The 17,938-nt window shown below is 61.8% G+C and carries 15 protein-coding genes, 1 tRNA gene, 1 pseudogene and 1 riboswitch; of the genes and pseudogenes, 7 read left to right on the forward strand and 10 right to left on the reverse strand.

The genetic code is table 11. The features are described from left to right. Positions 1-40: 40 nt before the first annotated feature. The 4 genes from msrA to B7449_RS15695 all read right to left on the reverse strand — a co-directional run bounded on the left by msrA (position 41) and on the right by B7449_RS15695 (position 5,749). A complete protein-coding gene (msrA, locus tag B7449_RS15680) occupies positions 41-595 on the reverse strand; it encodes a peptide-methionine (S)-S-oxide reductase MsrA (protein WP_039735214.1) in 555 nt (184 codons plus the stop codon). A 30-nt stretch (positions 596-625) separates the two neighbouring features. Continuing rightward, a complete protein-coding gene (locus B7449_RS15685; protein WP_039735216.1) occupies positions 626-3,319 on the reverse strand; it encodes a valine--tRNA ligase in 2,694 nt (897 codons plus the stop codon). Between the two features lie 196 nt (positions 3,320-3,515). Then, positions 3,516-4,952 (reverse strand): TolC family outer membrane protein, encoded by a 1,437-nt coding sequence (locus tag B7449_RS15690; protein WP_039735218.1) that lies wholly within the window; start codon positions 4,950-4,952, stop codon positions 3,516-3,518. 110 nt (positions 4,953-5,062) lie between these two features. Further along, on the reverse strand, positions 5,063-5,749 hold the full coding sequence (locus B7449_RS15695) for a protein-L-isoaspartate O-methyltransferase family protein (protein WP_039735220.1): 687 nt from the start codon (positions 5,747-5,749) through the stop codon (positions 5,063-5,065). A 181-nt stretch (positions 5,750-5,930) separates the two neighbouring features. Here B7449_RS15695 and B7449_RS15700 point away from each other — a divergent pair. Further along, a tRNA-Cys gene (locus B7449_RS15700) sits at positions 5,931-6,004 on the forward strand. A gap of 624 nt (positions 6,005-6,628) precedes the next feature. Here the strand turns inward: B7449_RS15700 and B7449_RS24805 are convergent. Then, positions 6,629-6,730: pseudogene (locus tag B7449_RS24805) on the reverse strand (IS5/IS1182 family transposase); the annotation flags it as partial. 388 nt (positions 6,731-7,118) lie between these two features. Here B7449_RS24805 and B7449_RS15710 point away from each other — a divergent pair. Next, complete coding sequence (locus tag B7449_RS15710; RefSeq protein WP_039735222.1) at positions 7,119-7,613, forward strand: DUF523 domain-containing protein; 495 nt, start codon at positions 7,119-7,121, stop codon at positions 7,611-7,613. An 848-nt stretch (positions 7,614-8,461) separates the two neighbouring features. On the opposite strand, the gene B7449_RS15715 is transcribed toward B7449_RS15710, so the two are convergent. Beyond that, positions 8,462-8,863 carry a hypothetical protein gene (locus B7449_RS15715; RefSeq protein WP_039735223.1) on the reverse strand — a complete coding sequence of 134 codons (402 nt, stop codon included), beginning with the start codon at positions 8,861-8,863 and terminating at the stop codon, positions 8,462-8,464. Between the two features lie 397 nt (positions 8,864-9,260). Between B7449_RS15715 and B7449_RS15720 the strand changes: the two genes are divergently transcribed. The 5 genes from B7449_RS15720 (at position 9,261) to B7449_RS15740 (ending at position 14,202) form a co-directional block, all read left to right on the forward strand. After that, positions 9,261-10,622 carry an aminotransferase-like domain-containing protein gene (locus tag B7449_RS15720; RefSeq protein WP_039735251.1) on the forward strand — a complete coding sequence of 454 codons (1,362 nt, stop codon included), beginning with the start codon at positions 9,261-9,263 and terminating at the stop codon, positions 10,620-10,622. Positions 10,623-10,700: 78 nt separating this feature from the next. Continuing rightward, complete coding sequence (locus B7449_RS15725) at positions 10,701-10,997, forward strand: putative quinol monooxygenase (RefSeq protein WP_039735224.1); 297 nt, start codon at positions 10,701-10,703, stop codon at positions 10,995-10,997. Continuing rightward, the gene (locus B7449_RS15730; RefSeq protein WP_235721128.1) at positions 10,987-12,165 is read left to right on the forward strand and encodes an arabinose transporter; all 1,179 of its coding nucleotides are present in this window, start codon (positions 10,987-10,989) and stop codon (positions 12,163-12,165) included. The genes B7449_RS15725 and B7449_RS15730 overlap by 11 nt, the downstream gene beginning before the upstream one ends. Beyond that, positions 12,162-13,394 (forward strand): Tm-1-like ATP-binding domain-containing protein, encoded by a 1,233-nt coding sequence (locus B7449_RS15735; RefSeq protein WP_039735226.1) that lies wholly within the window; start codon positions 12,162-12,164, stop codon positions 13,392-13,394. Before B7449_RS15730 ends, B7449_RS15735 begins: the two co-directional genes overlap by 4 nt. Next, positions 13,372-14,202 carry a phosphoenolpyruvate hydrolase family protein gene (locus B7449_RS15740; RefSeq protein ID WP_039735227.1) on the forward strand — a complete coding sequence of 277 codons (831 nt, stop codon included), beginning with the start codon at positions 13,372-13,374 and terminating at the stop codon, positions 14,200-14,202. Before B7449_RS15735 ends, B7449_RS15740 begins: the two co-directional genes overlap by 23 nt. A 100-nt stretch (positions 14,203-14,302) precedes the next feature. Here the strand turns inward: B7449_RS15740 and B7449_RS15745 are convergent, their stop codons facing one another. The 4 genes from B7449_RS15745 to B7449_RS15760 all read right to left on the reverse strand — a co-directional run bounded on the left by B7449_RS15745 (position 14,303) and on the right by B7449_RS15760 (position 17,809). Next, complete coding sequence (locus B7449_RS15745; protein WP_235721129.1) at positions 14,303-14,821, reverse strand: DUF4232 domain-containing protein; 519 nt, start codon at positions 14,819-14,821, stop codon at positions 14,303-14,305. Continuing rightward, positions 14,821-15,318 (reverse strand): hypothetical protein, encoded by a 498-nt coding sequence (locus tag B7449_RS15750; protein WP_039735229.1) that lies wholly within the window; start codon positions 15,316-15,318, stop codon positions 14,821-14,823. Before B7449_RS15750 ends, B7449_RS15745 begins: the two co-directional genes overlap by 1 nt. Then, entirely contained in the window at positions 15,315-16,697 is a 1,383-nt protein-coding gene (locus B7449_RS15755) for a voltage-gated chloride channel family protein (RefSeq protein ID WP_039735230.1), read from the reverse strand. Before B7449_RS15755 ends, B7449_RS15750 begins: the two co-directional genes overlap by 4 nt. A 111-nt stretch (positions 16,698-16,808) precedes the next feature. Further along, a riboswitch (Fluoride riboswitch) is annotated at positions 16,809-16,885 on the reverse strand. A 384-nt stretch (positions 16,886-17,269) separates the two neighbouring features. Then, entirely contained in the window at positions 17,270-17,809 is a 540-nt protein-coding gene (locus B7449_RS15760) for a Dps family protein (RefSeq protein ID WP_039735252.1), read from the reverse strand. Positions 17,810-17,938: the final 129 nt, after the last annotated feature.

Consider the following 17,938-nt stretch of genomic DNA (forward strand, 5'->3'; position numbering starts at 1 on the left):
CAAGAACTCTGGATATGCATCAATCTAATCACAGAATGCTCTAGCCCGCCGTATCCACCAGCCGGTCGCGAAACAGCCGCCGCATCTTGGCAATCTTTGGCGGGATCACGGCGCTGCAATAGGCATTGCCGGGATTACGGGCGAAGTAATCCCGGTGATAATCCTCTGCTGGCCAGAAATGCGTCAGTGGCGCGATTTCAGTCACCAGCGGGTCTGGCCATACCTTTTCTTCCGCGATTTCATTGCGGATGGCATAGGCCGTCATTTCCTGCTCCGGTCCCTGCCAGAATATGGCGGAACGATACTGCGTCCCCACGTCATTGCCCTGCCGGTTGAGCGTGGTGGGGTCATGCATGACAAAAAAGACCCGCAGCAGGTCGGCGCATGACAGTTCCGCGGGGTCGAATGTCACCCGCACGACCTCCGCATGGCCGGTGCGGCCAGAACAGACCTGTTCATAGGTGGGATTGGCGGTATGGCCCCCGGCATAACCGGGTTCCAGCCCCTCCACGCCGCGCAGTTCCTTCAGCGGCGCTTCAAGACACCAGAAGCAGCCCCCACCCAGCACCAGTGTTTCCAATGCGTGTCCGGTCATGCGTGCTGCTCCCCCTATTTTACAGGTCCGTCAGGAAATGCGCGCCAGCGCGGCCTGCAGGCGCTGGCGTTCAGCCTGGAACGTCTCAAGCCGTTCACGGTTTTCAGCCACCACTTCAGGCTTGGCGCGAGCCACGAAATCGGCATTGCCCAGCTTGCGCTCGACCTTGGTGATCTCGCCATCGACCTTGGCACATTCCTTTTCCAGACGCTGGCGTTCAACGGCAAGGTCAATGATCCCGGCAAGCGGAATGACAAGTGTTGCTTCATCCACCACCAGCTGCGCCGCACCCTGGGGCATTTCGCCTTCCAGCGGCTGCACCTCGGATACACGCGCCATGCGTCCGATCGCTTCCGACCATTTGGCGGCACGCGCCACGGTCACGGGTGAGGCATCGCGCAGCAGGACGGGGGCAAGGCGTGACGGCGGCACGTTCATTTCCGAACGCACGGTCCGGATCGCACTGATGAAGCGGATAAGCCACTCCATTTCCTCACGGGCTTCCTTTGCCCCTTCCAGATGTTCGGGCTGTGGCCAGGGCGCGGTAATCAGCGATCCCTCCGGCCCGAAACCGAAATGCTGCCACAGGCTGTCGGTCACGAACGGGGTGACGGGCTGCAGCAGCCGCATGATGGTGCCCAGCACATGGGCAGCCACGGCACGCGTCTCGACTGCTTCCGCCGTGTCCCCTGCGGCAAAGACCGGCTTGGCCAGTTCAAGAAACCAGTCACAGAAAAAGTTCCAGACGAAACGGTAGCAGGCTGCGGCATATTCATCGAAACGGAAGGCTTCCAGCGCCTTCGTCGCGTCTTCCACCGCCTGCGCCAGTTCCGCCAGTATCCAGCGGCCCAGCGGCGACTGCACGCTGGCGGGGCTGAACCCTTCGACCGGGGCCACGCCGTTCATTTCGCAGAAACGCGCGGCGTTCCAGATCTTGGTGATGAAGGAACGGTATTCTTCCACCTTCCTGCGTCCCAGCTTCACATCACGGCCCAACCCGGTCAGCGAGCAGATGCAGAACCGCATGGCGTCCGCGCCGTAGCTGTCGATCATTTCCAGCGGGTCAATGCCGTTGCCCTTGGACTTGGACATCTTCTGCCCACGTTCATCACGCACCAGGCCGTGGATGAATACCGTGCGGAATGGCACGTCCTTCATGAAATGCAGGCCCATCATCATCATCCGCGCGACCCAGAAGAAGATGATGTCAAAGCCCGTGACCAGCACGTCGGTGGGATAATAGCGGGCCAGTTCCGGCGTCTGCTGCGGCCAGCCAAGGGTGGAGAACGGCCACAGCGCGGAGGAAAACCACGTATCCAGCACATCTTCATCGCGCGTCAGCGCCGTCTCCTGCCCGTAATGGGCACGGGCCTGTGTCGCAGCATCGGCTTCGTCATGGGCAACGAATACGTGACCGTCCGGGCCATACCATGCCGGAATGCGGTGTCCCCACCACAGCTGGCGGCTGATGCACCAGGGCTGGATATCGCGCATCCAGGCATAGAAGGTGTTTTCCCACTGCCGGGGCACGAATTCGATCCTGCCGCTTTCGACCGCGTCAATCGCGGGACCGGCAAGGGTCTTGGCGTCGCAGTACCACTGCGTGGTCAGGCGGGGTTCGACCACTGCGCCACTGCGTTCGGCATGGGGTACCTGATTGGTATGCGGCTCGATCTTTTCCAGCCATTCGAGGCGTTCAAGTTCGGCCACCATCGCCTTGCGCGCCGCATCACGCGGCATGCCGGCCAGCGTGCGCACGAAGGCGGGATCAGCCAGACCATCCTCGGCACGCAGTTCACCCTCGATTTCGGCAAGGGTGATACGGGCTTCCTCGTCCAGCACGCTGGGCATGTCCAGCTTGTGACGGCGGCCGACCTCGAAATCGTTGAAGTCATGGGCGGGCGTGATCTTGACCGCGCCACTACCCTTGGTCGGGTCGGAATGTTCGTCCGCCACGATGGGAATACGGCGGCCCGTCAGCGGCAGGATGACATTCCTGCCCACCAGATCGGCAAAACGTTCATCTTCCGGATGGACGGCCACGGCCATGTCGCCCAGCATGGTCTCGGGCCGGGTGGTGGCGACCGTGATGGTGCGGCCCGGCTGCCCTTCGACGGGGTAGCGGATATACCACAGGTTGCCGCGCGTTTCCCGGTTATCGACTTCCAGATCCGAAATGGCGGAACGGAAGGCAGGGTCCCAGTTGACCAGACGGCGGTCGCGGTAGATCAGCCCTTCGCGGTAGAGGGTGACGAACACCTCCTTCACCGCATCCGACAGGCCATCATCCATGGTGAAACGTTCACGCGGCCAGTCGAGGGAACCACCCAGGCGGCGCAGCTGCCTTGTAATGCCACCGCCGGATTCGGCCTTCCATTCCCACACGCGTTCGACAAAGGCGTCGCGGCCCATTTCCTGCCGTGACGTGCCGTCCTTCTGCAGCATCCGCTCGACCACCAGCTGCGTTGCAATGCCTGCGTGATCGGTGCCCGGCTGCCACAGGGTGTCACGCCCCTGCATCCGCCGCCAGCGGATCAGCGTATCCTGCAGGGTCATGGTCAGGGCATGGCCAATATGCAGCGTGCCCGTGACGTTGGGCGGCGGTATCATGATGGTATAGGGCTTGGCCAAACTGTCTGGCCGGGCGCTGAACGCGCCACTGGCCTCCCACAGGGCATAGAGGGAAGTTTCTGTCCCGTCGGGGGAGAACGACTTGTCAAGCATCACGAAAAACCAGATCCACCATAATCAGACGCAGGGCAGGACAACGCGCCCGGCCATGCGCAGATATACCCCAAACCGGCGCGAAGGGAACGGCGCGCATGCAATCTTTATCTGCCCTGCCGCAACGCGGCCCTGCCACATCCCCGGATCACGCGGGCGCGGCATCATCTGATGCCGCCGGTCCATGCATGTTCCCTCAGCGTCCCGGCTGGCCGGTGGCGTAATCGCTGATCCCCCACAGCCGGTCATGCACGGCATGGTAATAGGCCCGTTCATCATACAGCGGGACATCAAGGCTGAGGTCACGCGCGGTCAGCCGTCCGACAGCCGCCGTGACCTGATAGGATGACTGCACAAGATTGCCCGCGCTGCGCACCAGCGCGATCTGGGCCTGAAGCAGGGTTTCCTGCTGCTGCAGCACCGCCAGCGTGGTGGTGGTCCCCACGATGACCTGACGCTGCATGCCATGCAGGGCGGTGGCATCCGCCGCGACGGCTTCGCGGTTGCTGTCGATCGCTTCCCGATTGGCCTGCATGCGCTGCCAGCTTGCCGCCGCCAGCTGGATCGCGGCCCGACGGCGGACATCCACCGTGTGGCCGGCTTCAGCCGCCTGCTGGCGCGCCATGCGCACGGCGGCATATTCGCCCCCACCCTGATAAAGCGGCATGGAGGCGTTGACGAGCGCGTATTTGTTATTGTTCAGCGAACGGCCTTCGTCCTGATTGATGCCGTGCATGTAGGCGGCCTCGGCGCTGACGGTGGGCATCAGGGCGGCAAAGGCCACGCCCACGGCGTCCTTTTTCGCGGCCTCATCAAACAGCGCGCCAATGACTTCGGGATTGTTCTGCACCGCCTGCGTCATAGCGTCCTGTTCGGTCTGCAGGGGCAGGACCAGCGGCTGGGGCGGGGACAGGTCATCGGGCGCATCACAGCCGACCACCTGCCGGTAGGTCGCGCGGTCCGCCTGCAATGTCCCTTCGGCCAGTTGCCTGACCGCGCGCGCATTGGCCAGCGCACCCTGCGCCTGCGCCACGTCGGTATGGGTGATTTCGCCCCCATGCGCCCGCAGGCTGGTGGCGCGCAGCTGGGCGGCGTAAACCTGTTCGTTATTGATGTCGATGCTCAGGATCTGCTCATCTTCCACCACGGTGACGTAGGCGCTGACCACATCGGAAAAGACCTGCTGTTCCGCTTCGATCAGGCGCGCGCGTTCCGCCATGACGGCATGCCGGGCCTTGTGCGTGTTCGCCGTTGTCTTGCCGCCAGTATAGATGGGCTGGGAAATGCTGACGCCGCCGGAATAACCGGGACTGTCATATTTACGGACGTATCCTCCCGATTCCCCTGCAACGGGGGCCATGCGCAGCAATCCGGAATAGTAAGACATGCTGGCGCTGCCGGTAATGGTGGGCCGCCACCCGCCCAGCGCCTGCGGCACCTGTTCATCCGTTGCCCGCAGGGCGGCGCGTTCCTGCCGCAGCACCGGGTTGGTCAGATAGGCCATGGCCAGCGCGGCCTTGAGGGTATGGGGAACATCCTGATCCTCCACCCGGGGCACCGGTGCGCGCGCCAGCGCCGTGCCACAGCACAGGATTGCCGCACTTCCCGCCCCGATTGCCCGGTATCCCCGCATTCTCGTCCCCGTCCGCCTGATATGCCATGCGGGAACGTGACGCCCCGCATGGCATGTTTACGGACAGGATATTGCGCAGGCGTTAATTGTCAGTCCGATCATGTTCCCCGTCAGAAAACAAAGGCAGGCGCCGGTTCCAGTTCCGGCAGCAGCGGGACTGCGACATCAAACAGCGGCTGCGTGGCGCAGCCCTGCGCCGTGCGGACAATACGACTGACGGATGTCACCCCCGATCCAGCGCAGACCGGCGCGATCACACGCCCGCCCTGCGCCAGTTGCTCCTGCACTGCCGAGGGGACCTCGCGCACGGCCCCGTCAATCATGATCAGATCGTACGGTCCGTCATCCGGCGCACCCCTGACCAGCGCACCGTCACGCCAATGCACGTCAGATGCCCACGTGAAACACAGGGCCCGGCCGATATCCGCCAGCCGCCGTTCCGATTCGAGGGCCACGATCTCCAGCGACTCCCCCATGGTGGACAGCAGCGCCGCGAGGTATCCGGTCCCGGCCCCGACCACCAGCACCCGTTCCCCGCGGACAGCTTCAGCAACCTGCAGCATGCGCCCCGTCACGCGCGGTTCGGTCAGGTAGCGTCCTTCCCCCAGCGGCAGGTTCTGGTCGGAATAGGCAAAGGCGCGCAGGGCATCCGGCACAGCCAGTTCACGCGGGAGCGCACGCATGGCCGCGATCACATGGGGATTACTGACCTGTGCCGGACGGATCTGGGCATCAACCATGCGCTGCCGTGCCGCGACAAAATCAAGAGGCACATAATCGGGGTCTGTCTTGTCCATAACGTTTCCTTGAAACACGGCGCCCTGAAGGGAAGGCGTTCGGCCGCCCGGCCGGACGGGCAATATTTTTTCCGGCTTTTTTTCTATTTATGCGCCGCTTTTACACCGAAACAACGCCCTACCTGCACACAACGGCTTGACCTGAGCCAGATTTCGGCAGATATAGCGCCAGAGCCGCTGAGGTCTGGTGGCAGAATGGTGATGCAGCGGACTGCAAATCCGCGAACGTGGGTTCGATTCCCGCCCAGACCTCCACGCCTTCCCTGTCCGGGGAAGATCGTGATTGACATCCCCCCCCCGGAAACCCGCCGTTTTCTTCTCCCTGGCTGTGACAGCCGATGACAGGCATGATGAGCGTATCGGCAGAACGGTGGGGGTATCGATTCTGGCTGATGCGGTGGTCAGGCGCACCTGTCCCTGATAGACCTGCCGCAAACTGCCAGACCCGGTCAGCCAGCGCATGTCCACAAGCCTGACGGATCTACAGCACAGCAAGACGCCCTCGGCCCCAGTCACACACGAAAAACAGCATCAGACCGGACAGACCTGTCCCGAAACCATCCATGGGCAGCTGGAAAGTGCTACCGGGCGCACGGCACATCTGCCCGCAACGGGACAGCATTCCGGTGGCATGAGGTAACCCGCAGCAAATTCCTGACGATATGGATATACAAACTTAAGGGACACTGCGCCCCGCAGGAGCCAATCGCTCTACCGGATCATCCCATATCGTTATTTCGAAGAAACAGAATTCATGAGGTCAATAATATTTCTGACCAGAGATTCGGCCGCGAGTGGCAGGGCCGTATCTTCGCGGGCATACAGGCCACGATGGCTGGTAATGTGTTTCCGGTTTGCTGATGGCATCCAGGATCATCTGGCCTCGCGTCCCGCGACTTCACGATCGAGCATCAGACAGGCATCATGGATGATCTGGAATATGAAACGGCGCTTCAGCCTGCGGAACCACCAATAGACGGTTAGCGGGCGGCATCCGGTCAAAATCCGTGCAACCGCCCAGAACATGCTATTCAACATTGGCCGTGCTGCTGGCGGCTTCAATCCTGCAATCGTTTCAAATATAGATTACAATTCCGGGCTTTGCGTAACCATATCCCTGCTTTCATTATTATTCATGATTTCATAAACTGAATGATGATGATTTTTTGGAATATTCCTGTTCAGTCATAGGTATCCGTCTGAACTGATGCACAGACAAAATAACCCCTGATCCTGACATATCGTCAACCGGTGGAAAGACTGTCCTCCCACTGCATTTCGGAGCCCGGTGCAGTTTGCCCCGCATGATTTTCCTTTTTTCCATCATCGCCCGGTTCCTTCGCGTGGCAGTGCGTGGCATGGTCCGGTCATGAAACCGACCCTACTGATCAGCGGCTGTCTGTCTGGCCAACCTGTCCGGTATGACGGCGCTGCACGCACGCTGTTACTGGACAGTCTGGCCCGTTGGCGAACAGAGGGGCGTGTCATCGCCTTCTGTCCCGAAACAGCCGCAGGTCTGCCGACGCCCCGGCCACCCGCGGAAATCACCCATGGCCGGGACGGGGCGGCGGTCCTTGATGGATCAGGCCGTGTATGTGAGAAGTCCGGCCATGATGTCTCCGCCCCTTTCCTGACAGGCGCTTACCTGATGCTGGATCTGGCACGACGCCATAACAGCCGGTTGGCCCTGCTGATGGATGGCAGTCCATCATGCGGCAGCAGCTTCATTTATGATGGCCAGTTCACTGGCACGCGCCATGCAGGACAGGGCATTACAGCGGCATTGCTGCGCCGTAACGGGATTGCAGTCTACTCTCCTGCGCAGTTTTCGAGCCTTGAGGCGGTGATGGGGCATACATCGTAACCGTGGTCTGCGCCTACGTCCCGGCAGGGCAGCTGAAGACCAGTTCGGCACCGCCCCCGCCATCATCGGCAAAACCTCTAGCGTCGCAGTCCAGCCCATTATCACAGGCAATGAACTACGTACCGTAGGTATCATAAGACGGGTCCGCCGCGGCTACCTGCCCCATAAGCAACGACAGCAGGACCATTCCCCCAGCCAGTTTTTCACCCTGTCTGTTTCCCATCATGTTTCCATCCCAGGCAGGCAGTTCAAGACATGTATCGTTACAACGATACTACAACAAATACACATGGGAACACCGTCTTTTTTGGCGCGCGATAGAATATTGAGACATTTTTTTATTTACAGTTTTATTTAAAAAAACGGTAGAATCGGGCCTTTTCTTTGAAATGGAAGATCAAGACGACTGCGATATAGATGGTGAATATAACGCAGGAACACACCGGTCGCATCATGTTGCGACATGCCGCCAGCATTCGTGCTTTACGAACATGTTTTCGATCAGATGAGGTCTCTCATACAAACATTATCTATCTGGACACAGTACATCTACGATTTTTACAAAATACCATTATAAATTACATAGACGATCCTGCTCAGGTTACGGCATGCATCCACACGGCGGCATCATGCTCCAGAGCAGAAAAACAGTCTAATCCGCCACATCTGACTGTCAGACAGTCAAAGCAGGTCACTCACAGGCTTGCCCCCATGCAACCTTGTGAATGATCAACCAATCGCCGCCCGGTTCCGTCATTCAAGGGGACTGATGACCTGCAGCATCCTGGCGTGATGCCGCTTCCAATGATCGGGCAGCCTTTACCAATACTGCAATGGCAGGCGCGATATCAGGTAGCAGATCGCCTGCGGGCTGGGGACTGGACCTGACCGCCAGCAGGGAGGCCGATGCCGCGAACTGCCCCTGCGCATTCACGCCAGCCGTTTGCAGGCCGATCCATAGCGTCCAATCCCGTCTGCGCCAGTTGCGCCAGCAGGGTGGGTGCGGGCAGCACCTCCGTGACGGAAGGATCACGTTGCGCCAGCCACCGCAGGCGGGCGTCATTTCCACGCCAGTTTTCCAGCCGGGCATGCAGGCTTGCCGCCAGTTCCTTTCGTCCAGCAAGACAGGCCTGCACGTCATGGTTAAACAGCGCGGCCTCCGTATTATCCGTCGTCGCGATGTCAGCTGCACGATCCAGTGGGCGCGGATCACTGGTGGGGGCGACGCGGCATGGGCCATGACGCGCCAATATCGCGCATGGAATGCTAATAAAATATAATACGTGCGATAATATCATATGCTATATTGGCACTCTCCATGAATGTAATACGCCGTGCCCGCCCTGCATGATGTCATGCAGGCTGTCCGTCCATTGTCGCGACAATCGTCCCACGTTGTAGCCTGCAATGAAACATACAGGGAACACCGTATCACTCCGCAACGTTGCCATGGAGTCAGAACCGGAACCACCTGCAACAGGTCATAAAGAACCCTTCGGTCACGCCGTGAGGCCAATGACAAAACACCTGTATGCCGACGCACCATGGTTCATGAATGCAACAGCGCTTTTCAGGCGGCCTGTTTTCTTACCCCGCCATGACCTGCTATGCCGGACGGAACCCGTAACAGGACAGGCCTGGTTTCGCATGCGTCTGCGCTCCCCCTGGCATCCGCACCTGCCACCCGGCAACACGCCGCCTGCCGAACGTCTGGCGGATGCACTGGCAGGCGACATTCTGGGGGAAAAGCTGGATGCGGGCGACCGCCTGCCTGCCCACCGCGACCTTGCATGGCAGTTGGGCATAGGTGTGGGCAGCGTGACCCGCGCCTATGCCATGCTGGAACGTCGCGGCCTGGTGCGTAGCGTACGCGGGCGCGGCATGTTCGTGGCTTCCCGCCCTGGCGGATCGGGGCAGATGATCGACCTGTCGGCCAACATGCCGCCGCCCATGTTCGGCAATCGGGCGCTGGCCCGCACGCTGGGCCGCCTTGCCCATACGGTCGACCCGGCGCTGTTCAATGTCTATCCCCCTGTTGCGGGGCATATCGAACACCGCCGGATCATGGGTCACTGGCTGGCGGAACTGGGGGTGGACATGCCGCCCGACCGCCTGCTTCTGGCCAGCGGGGCGCAGCAGGCCCTTGGCGTGGCGGTGGCGGTCTGCCGCACGGTCCGCACGACCGCCGTAACGGAGGAACTGGCCTATCCCGGCATGCTGTCCCTGCTGAGGCAGGCCGGATTGCCGCCCCATGGCCTGCCCATGGACCGGCATGGCCTGCTGCCCGCACCGCTGGATCGCATGCTGCATGCCCACGGACCGGGCCATTGCGTGGTGTACGTCACCCCCACCATGCACAATCCGACCACCGCCACCATGGACCATGCCCGCAGGCAGGACATCGTACGGATATGCCGGGCACATGATGCCCTGATCATCGAGGATGATGTCTATGACTGTGCGCGCGATGACCAGCTTCCACCGCTGGTGACGCTGGCGCCGGAACGGACGTTCTACGTCAACAGCCTGTCCAAGACCCTCAGCCCCGGATTGCGTATCGGCACGCTTGCCCCCCCTGCCCGCTTCATGGCGGCGGCACGGGAGGCCCTGCTCAATTCATCGCTCATGATCGCACCACTCTCCTATGCCATGATGGCGCAGTGGATGCTGGATGGCACCGCGACCTCCGTCCGGCGGGCCTTGCGTGGGGAGGCGGAACGGCGGCGCGGACTGGCCCTGCGCATTCTTGGTCCCGACCTGACGCCGCCAGCCTATGACGCCTTTCACGCATGGATGCCCATGTCGATGGAGCAGGCAACGGATTTCGTGTCTGCCGCCGCACGCGAAGAGGTTCGGGTAACCCCGCTTTCTCCCTTCGTGGCGACCGCTGATACCTGCGGCCAGGGCGGAATACGGCTATGCCTTGGGCCAGCCACCCTGCCCGACCTGACGGATGCGCTGCATCGGCTGCGCCATGTACGCACAGAAGTGCACAATAGTGTCACGTGACACTTTCTTCGTGGAAGAAAAGTGTCACAGCATCCTATCATTCCCTGAACAGACATATGCCAAGGACAAGGACACTCCATGACAGACCAGCCCATTACGGTCATTGCCACGATCCGCGTCCGCCCCGACCATGAAAAGGCGGCAATTGCAGCCATCCATGACTGCGTGACGGCGTCCCGGCTGGAAAAAACCAACATTTCCTACCAATGCCACCGTGATGTGTCGGACAGGGAGGTTTTCGTGTTCGTGGAACGCTGGGCCAGCCCCGAAGCCCTGACCGAACATGAAACCACCCCGCATTTCCGCGCAATGGCGGAGGTGTTCAGGACCGCATTGGCCGAACCGCTGCATGTGCGCATCACACATGAAATCTGAACCTGCGCCACTGGGGCAGCTGGGCCGCCTCGCCATCGCGCTGTTCCTGTCCTACATGGCGGTGGCGCTGCCGCTGGCGGCCATCCCGGTCTCCATCCTCCACTGGCCGGGTTATGGCAACGGCCTTGCGGGGCTGGCGGTGGGCATTGCGTTCTTTTCCACCATCCTCAGCCGCAATCATGCCGGTGCTTTTGCCGATATACGGGGCGGACGGCCATGCATGCGCTCGGGGCTGGCGATCTATGTCGTGGCCAGCCTGATCTGCGTGCTGGCGGGCATCGGCGGCCTGCCGCACGCCGTGCGCTACATGATCCTGATCATGGGACGGCTGCTGCTGGGGATCGGGGAAAGCCTGACCATCGTGGGCATGCTGGGCTGGGGCATCGGCCTTATGGGCCAGCAGCGCGCGGGGCGGGTCCTGGCATGGACGGGAGCCGCCATGTACGGCGCTTTCGCCGTGGGTGGCCCCGTCGGGCTTGCGATATACGAACACTGGGGGCTGGGTGTCCTCATGCTGGTATCGGCGCTGCTGCCGCTGGTGGGGCTTGCGCTGGTGCATGGGGTGCCGCCGTCACAGCCACATGCCGGGGGCAGGCCGCCGTTCTGGCGCATTCTGGGCACCATCCGCTGGCAGGGGATCGCCGTGGCGTTGCAGGGGGTGGGATTTGCCGCCCTCGGGGCGTTCCTGCCGTTACGTTTCCTGCATGCGCACTGGCCTTATGCGGGGCTGGGGCTGACGTGTTTCGGTCTGGCGTTTGTCGCCGGGCGTTTCATATGCGGGCATCTGCCTGACCGTATTGGCGGGCTGAAGGTGGCGCTGTTCTCGCTTCTGATCGAAGCCGCGGGACAATACCTGCTGTGGTGTGCGCCCACGCCACTGCTGGCGCTGGCGGGCGCGGTGCTGACCGGGGCGGGCTGTTCCATGGTCTATCCCTCGCTTGGGGTGGAGGTCGTGCGGCTGGTCGCACCCCATATGCGGGGCACGGCGCTGGGTGGGTTTGCCGCCTTCCAGGACCTGGCCTATGGCGCGACCGGGCCGCTGGCGGGACTTCTGGCGGACCATTTCGGGTACGGGATCGTCTTTCTGGTCGGCGGGCTGTGCGCCACGGGGGCGGCTGTCATCATCCTCGCCTTGCTGACTGTCCACCATGGGAAGGAGCCAGCATGACGACGCATCCCGTCTATATCCTTGGCACCTGCGATACCAAGCACGCGGAACTGGCCTATATCCGCCAGTGCCTGCATGCGCGCGGGGTAACGGGTCTGATCGTGGATGTCAGCACACGCGGCGCGCGGACACAGGCGGATGTCAGCGCACGAACGGTCGCCGCTTTTCATCCGGATGGAGAAAGTGCCGTATTCCGTGGCGAACGTGGGCAATCCATCGCCGCCATGGCTGCCGCCCTGCGCCATTACCTGCTGGCGCGCACCGATCTGGGGGGCGTGATCGCCATTGGCGGGTCGGGCGGCACGGCACTGGTGACACCGGCGCTGCAGGCGCTGCCACTGGGGCTGCCCAAGCTGGTGGTCTCGACCGTGGCGTCCGGCAATACCGCGCCCTATGTCGGGGGATCGGATATCGCGATGCTGTATTCCGTAACTGACATGGAAGGCCTGAACCGCCTGTCACGCGTCATATTGTGCAATGCCGCCAATGCCATGGCGGGCATGGTGCGCACGCCATGTCCCGCCGCCCCGGACCCGCGCCCGGCCATTGGCCTGACCATGTTCGGGGTGACCACGCCATGTGTCGATCATATTGTCCATGACCTGTCGCGGCAGTTTGACTGTCTTGTGTTCCACGCCACCGGCACTGGCGGTCGGGCGATGGAACGGCTGGCGGATGATGGGGTGATACGCGGTTTCATTGATGTGACGCTGACCGAGTTCTGTGATCTGGTGGCAGGCGGCATCTTTCCGTGCGACACGGACCGCCTTGGTGCCGTCATCCGCACGCAACGCCCGTATGTGGGCAGTTGCGGCGGGCTGGACATGGTCAATTTCGGTGCACGCGCCACCGTGCCCGAACGGTATCGCGACCGCGTGTTTGTCGAACATAATCCCCAGATTACCCTTATGCGCACCAGTCCGGCGGAATGTCGCGCCATGGGCCACATGATCGGCCACCAGCTGAACCGGTGCGAAGGCGAAGTCCGGTTCCTCTACCCCGAGGGCGGTTTTTCGATACTGGACCAACCTGGCGCGCCGTTTCACGACCCGGTGGCGGATGAAGCCTTTTATGCCGCCCTGTCCGAAACACTGGACCAGACCCCGCGCCGCCGGCTGATCCGCCTGCCCCATGCAATCAACGACCCGGCATTCGCCGATGCGCTTGCGCATGAGTTTTCCCGTATCTTCATGAAGGACACAGACAATGCCCAGCATTCCCCGCAGTGAGATCCTTGCTAAATTTCGCACCATGATCGCCGCGCGCAAACCCATTGTGGGCGGCGGCGCGGGCACCGGCCTGTCCGCCAAATGCGAGGCGGCGGGCGGGATCGACCTGATCGTCATTTACAATTCCGGCCGCTACCGCATGGCGGGACGGGGATCGCTGGCGGGACTGCTGGCCTATGGCAACGCCAACCAGATCGTCATGGAAATGGCGCGCGAGGTTTTGCCCGTCGTACCGCATACGCCAGTACTGGCCGGGGTAAATGGCACCGACCCGTTCGTGAATTTTGATGTGTTCCTTGATGACGTCAAACGCGTCGGTTTTTCAGGCATCCAGAACTTTCCCACAGTGGGGCTGATTGACGGCAACTTCCGCAAGAACCTTGAGGAAACCGGCATGAGCTACAGCATGGAGGTGGATGTGGTCGCCCGCGCCACCCGGAAGGACCTGCTGACCACGCCCTATGTCTTTGACCCCGCGAACGCCGTGGACATGGCAAAGGCGGGCGCTGATGTGCTGGTCGCCCATATGGGGCTGACAACCGGCGGCGCGATTGGGGCGGAAACCGCGTTTACTCTGGATAACTGCATTGAACGGATCAATGCGATTACCGAAGCCGCGCGCGCCGTGCGCCCCGACATCATCACCCTATGCCATGGCGGCCCGATCGCCATGCCGGCTGATGCGCAGAAAGTCCTGTCCGGCTGCCCGGACTGCCATGGCTTCTATGGTGCATCCAGCATGGAGCGCCTGCCGGTTGAAGTGGCATTGACCGAGCAGACCCGGGATTTCAAGTCGCTGACGCGCTAAGGACGATCCGAAATAAATCAAGGTCTTCGGGCGCCGCCTTTTCGACAAAGGGGGCACCCGAAGCATTCTGAAAACACTTCCCCCAAAAAACCGTCTCTGTTTATCGCCGTTCCGGCCATGGCCGCCATGGCTGCTGTTCCAGTTGGGGCGGCGTGCCGGACGGGGCGCACAGGCTGCGCCCGAAGGGGTGACGCAACGTGCCCCCGTGCAATGACAGCGCAAGCTGGGCTGGCGTAATGCAATACCCTGGGTCAAATGCATTCCCCGATACCCAGCGCAGGGCTGTGGCAACCTGTCCGCCCGCGTCGAGTATTCCACCCGGCGCGGCGACTGTCTGCCGCCATCCGACCGGAATGGGATGATGGCCGCCGTCCTCGAACGCTACCGGGCCGACTGATGCCAGCGAACAGGCCTGCGTGCCGGCGTTCCGCACCACAAGCCATAGCCCGCTGTGCATCATGCCATCGAATTCGCCCTGTCCGTCATCCAGCACCATGACCGTATGGCGTGGCGTGCACGCCCGCACGGCATGGGCATGGGCATGGGCATGGGCATGGGCATGGGCGTCTGCAGGCAGGATGGACAGGCCAAGGGCAACAGACGGGATCAGCCACCGCATCAGGATCCACCGCCCTGTCGTCCAACGGGATTGACGTCAAAGTGCACGACATGGCCCGTGGCGGGATCCAGATGACATGCCCATGTAAACGGAATCCAGCGCATGGGCGCTGTCGCCAGCTGATACTGCCCGCGTCCTTCAATCAGCGCCGGACTGACCACGACCTGACTGTCCGGACGGTCATCCTGCAGGAAAAAACGGTGGGGCAGCGCGCCCCTGCGGACCAGCATGGCGCGCGCGGCATCCTGACACAGGAAAGTGGTCATCTGCCATGCCATGTCCTGTCCCATGACACCGGGACGCTCCCGCGCGGAAAGTGCGTTGAGACGCCTCATGATGATCTGCTGTTCCGCAGGTGAAGGATGTGCATTTCCCGCCGCCCGTGCATCCGCGGAGATACCCGAAAAGACCGTCCCCACGCACAGCATCATGGCCACGGCGCGACACAGGCGGCTACGTGCCATGGATATGGGGAAAACGGCGGAGCCTGTGGTCATGGTGATGTCTTCCTGCCTGTTTGGGATGGCGCAGCGGGTGTAGGGGGCTGATACCCCGCGCGGGCCTGCCGCAGCGTCATGCCCGTAAGGTACTTTGCAGCACGCCGCTTGGGCACTCCGATCCGTTGCGCCAGATAGATCCCGGAGTGTCCCGAACAGGCATAGGCCATGAAACAGCCCATGGCGAAATAGACAATATCCGCCGCCCCGAACAGTTCCACCCCCATAAGCGTGCAGGCCAGCGGCGTGTTGGCCGCACCGGCAAATACCGCTACGAACCCGACCCCCGCCAGCAGGTCTACCGGCGCGTGCAGCCAGGCGGACAGCGCATTGCCCAGCCCGGCCCCGATAAAGAACAGGGGGGTGACTTCACCGCCCTTGAAACCCGCCGCCAGCACCGCGACGGTAAAGACCAGCTTCCATGCCCATGCCAGCGGATAATGCGCGGGACCAAAGAAATTGAGGATTGAAGCCCCACCATCCTCCGGCGCTGCAATTCCCAGCCCCAGGTAATCCCGCGACCCGCATATCCATACCAGCGCAATGGTCAGCACCCCGCCAATGGCTGGCCGTAACCACGGCGTGGGACAGAAGCGTCGCAGCCACGCGGCTACACGATGCACGGATTCAGCAAACAGCAGGCTGGCCAGTCCAAACGCCACGCCCGCCACCATTACCTTGGCCAGCAGAAGCATATCCGCATGGAAAAATCGTCCATCCAGCCCTGCATAGCCATGAAACCGGAGGGTATAGGGCACATGCTCGATCCCCCATGCATGACAGACCCAGTCCGCCATCGTGGCGGCAAACATGACAGGCAGCAGCGCACCATATTCAATGCGTCCCACCCGCAGGACTTCCAGCCCGAAAACCGCACCCGCCACCGGCGTGCCGAATACGGCCGAAAAACCTGCCGCAATACCGGACATAAGCAGGACACGGACTTCATCTGGGTCGCGCAGGCGGCACAGCCGCCCGATCGCACTGGCGATACTGCCCCCCATCTGCACCGCCGTACCTTCGCGCCCGACCGATGCCCCGAACAGGTGGCTGACAACCGTCCCCGCCATGACCAGAGGCGCCATGCGCAGGGGCACGCCGCCGCCGGGTTCGTGGATCTGGTCCACGATCAGATTATTGCCCCCTTCCGTCGTGCGGCCGAACCAGTGATAGAGCAACCCGATCGTGACACCCGCCACCGGCAGGCCATACAGCAGCCATGGATGGGCCAGCCGCGTTGCCGCCGCGTGATCCAGCAGCCACAGGAACATCGCGCAGGCACTGCCCACGCACCCTGACAGCGCGGCAAGCAGCCCCGCCCATTTCAGCACCATACCCGCCACACGGCAGCCATCGCGCATGATTACGTCAATATTCATTGATATTCGCCAAACCCGGCATTTCTTTCATGGAACAACAGGCGGAGTGCGCCTGCACGCGGACATGATTGTACGACCCTACACGGATTCCTCCCCTTGTTGCCGCAATGGCATTGGGCAGGAATCATCAGCCCCTTACAGGGCGGTTCGACCATCATGGTCCGGCAGAATCCATTGCCGTCGGTTCTTAAAAGCGCGGATCACGGCCATCGTCAAGCACTGGCGGGACGGACCGCCTGCAACCCCTCCATGCATCCCGGATGGGCACAGCACAGCCACGCATCCACAGACGATAGCCGGAACAATATCACGGACAGATTTCGATGCCGAAGATGACATGATGAAAACGCGGCCCACTGTCGTGTCACGACATCGGAGCCAGCCACGCCCCTACGCATCTTCGGTTCCATGCGCGGAAAACTGGAAAAGTCCTGGCTGTCGCCTTTTCTCAAAAGGGCGACAGCTTTCGAAGCTTAAAAAAATCCTCACCAAAACCGTCTGCAATATCTGCGGTCTGTTTCATCAGGCGGGATTGCTGAACAGGTTCTTATGGCATCACCGTGACACCTCCCTCAGCTATTGCCGCCAAAGGCAGGGCGCGTGGCTTCGAACAGGAACCATGTCCGGCGCTCGGTCTCATCAATCCAGTTTTCCAGCAGGCTGGCGGTCGCGACGTCATTGCCTTCGTCACACACGCCATGAACCGCACGCAGGCGTGCGGTCAGGGCAAGGTTATCCTCCCGCAGTTCCGCCAGCATATCCTCTGGCGTGACATAGCTGGCGTCATTATCGGCCACCTTTGTCAGCCGTGCGATTTCCCCAACCGAATGCAGTGTCGTTCCCCCGATCTTGCGGGCGCGTTCGGCCAATGGGTCCGTCATGGCGAACAGCTGGTCGCCCTGCTCATCCAGCAACAGGTGATAATCACGAAAATGACGGCCACTCATGTGCCAGTGGAAATTCTTGGTCTTGATATAAAGGGCAAACACATCCGCCAGGACCGCCTTCAGCCCGGCGGCGATTTCATGCACGGCAGCCTGCTTCAGGTCCGTGGGCGTGCCAAGATAGGTCCGGACATGGGCCGCACCGGCCTTTGCCATTGCATCAGTCATCATCGTCTCCCCTGTTCTGTCATCTGGTCTGGCGTCTTTTCATGCCACTGCGCCCGGTCGCGGGCGCAAATGGGGTCGCATGGCCCTTAACGCCGATTGACCGGTGGGGTTCTTGCCCGGCCGTCCGGT

Source organism: Komagataeibacter intermedius TF2, from assembly GCF_000964425.1.
In the GTDB taxonomy this organism is placed as follows: Bacteria; Pseudomonadota; Alphaproteobacteria; order Acetobacterales; family Acetobacteraceae; genus Komagataeibacter; species Komagataeibacter intermedius.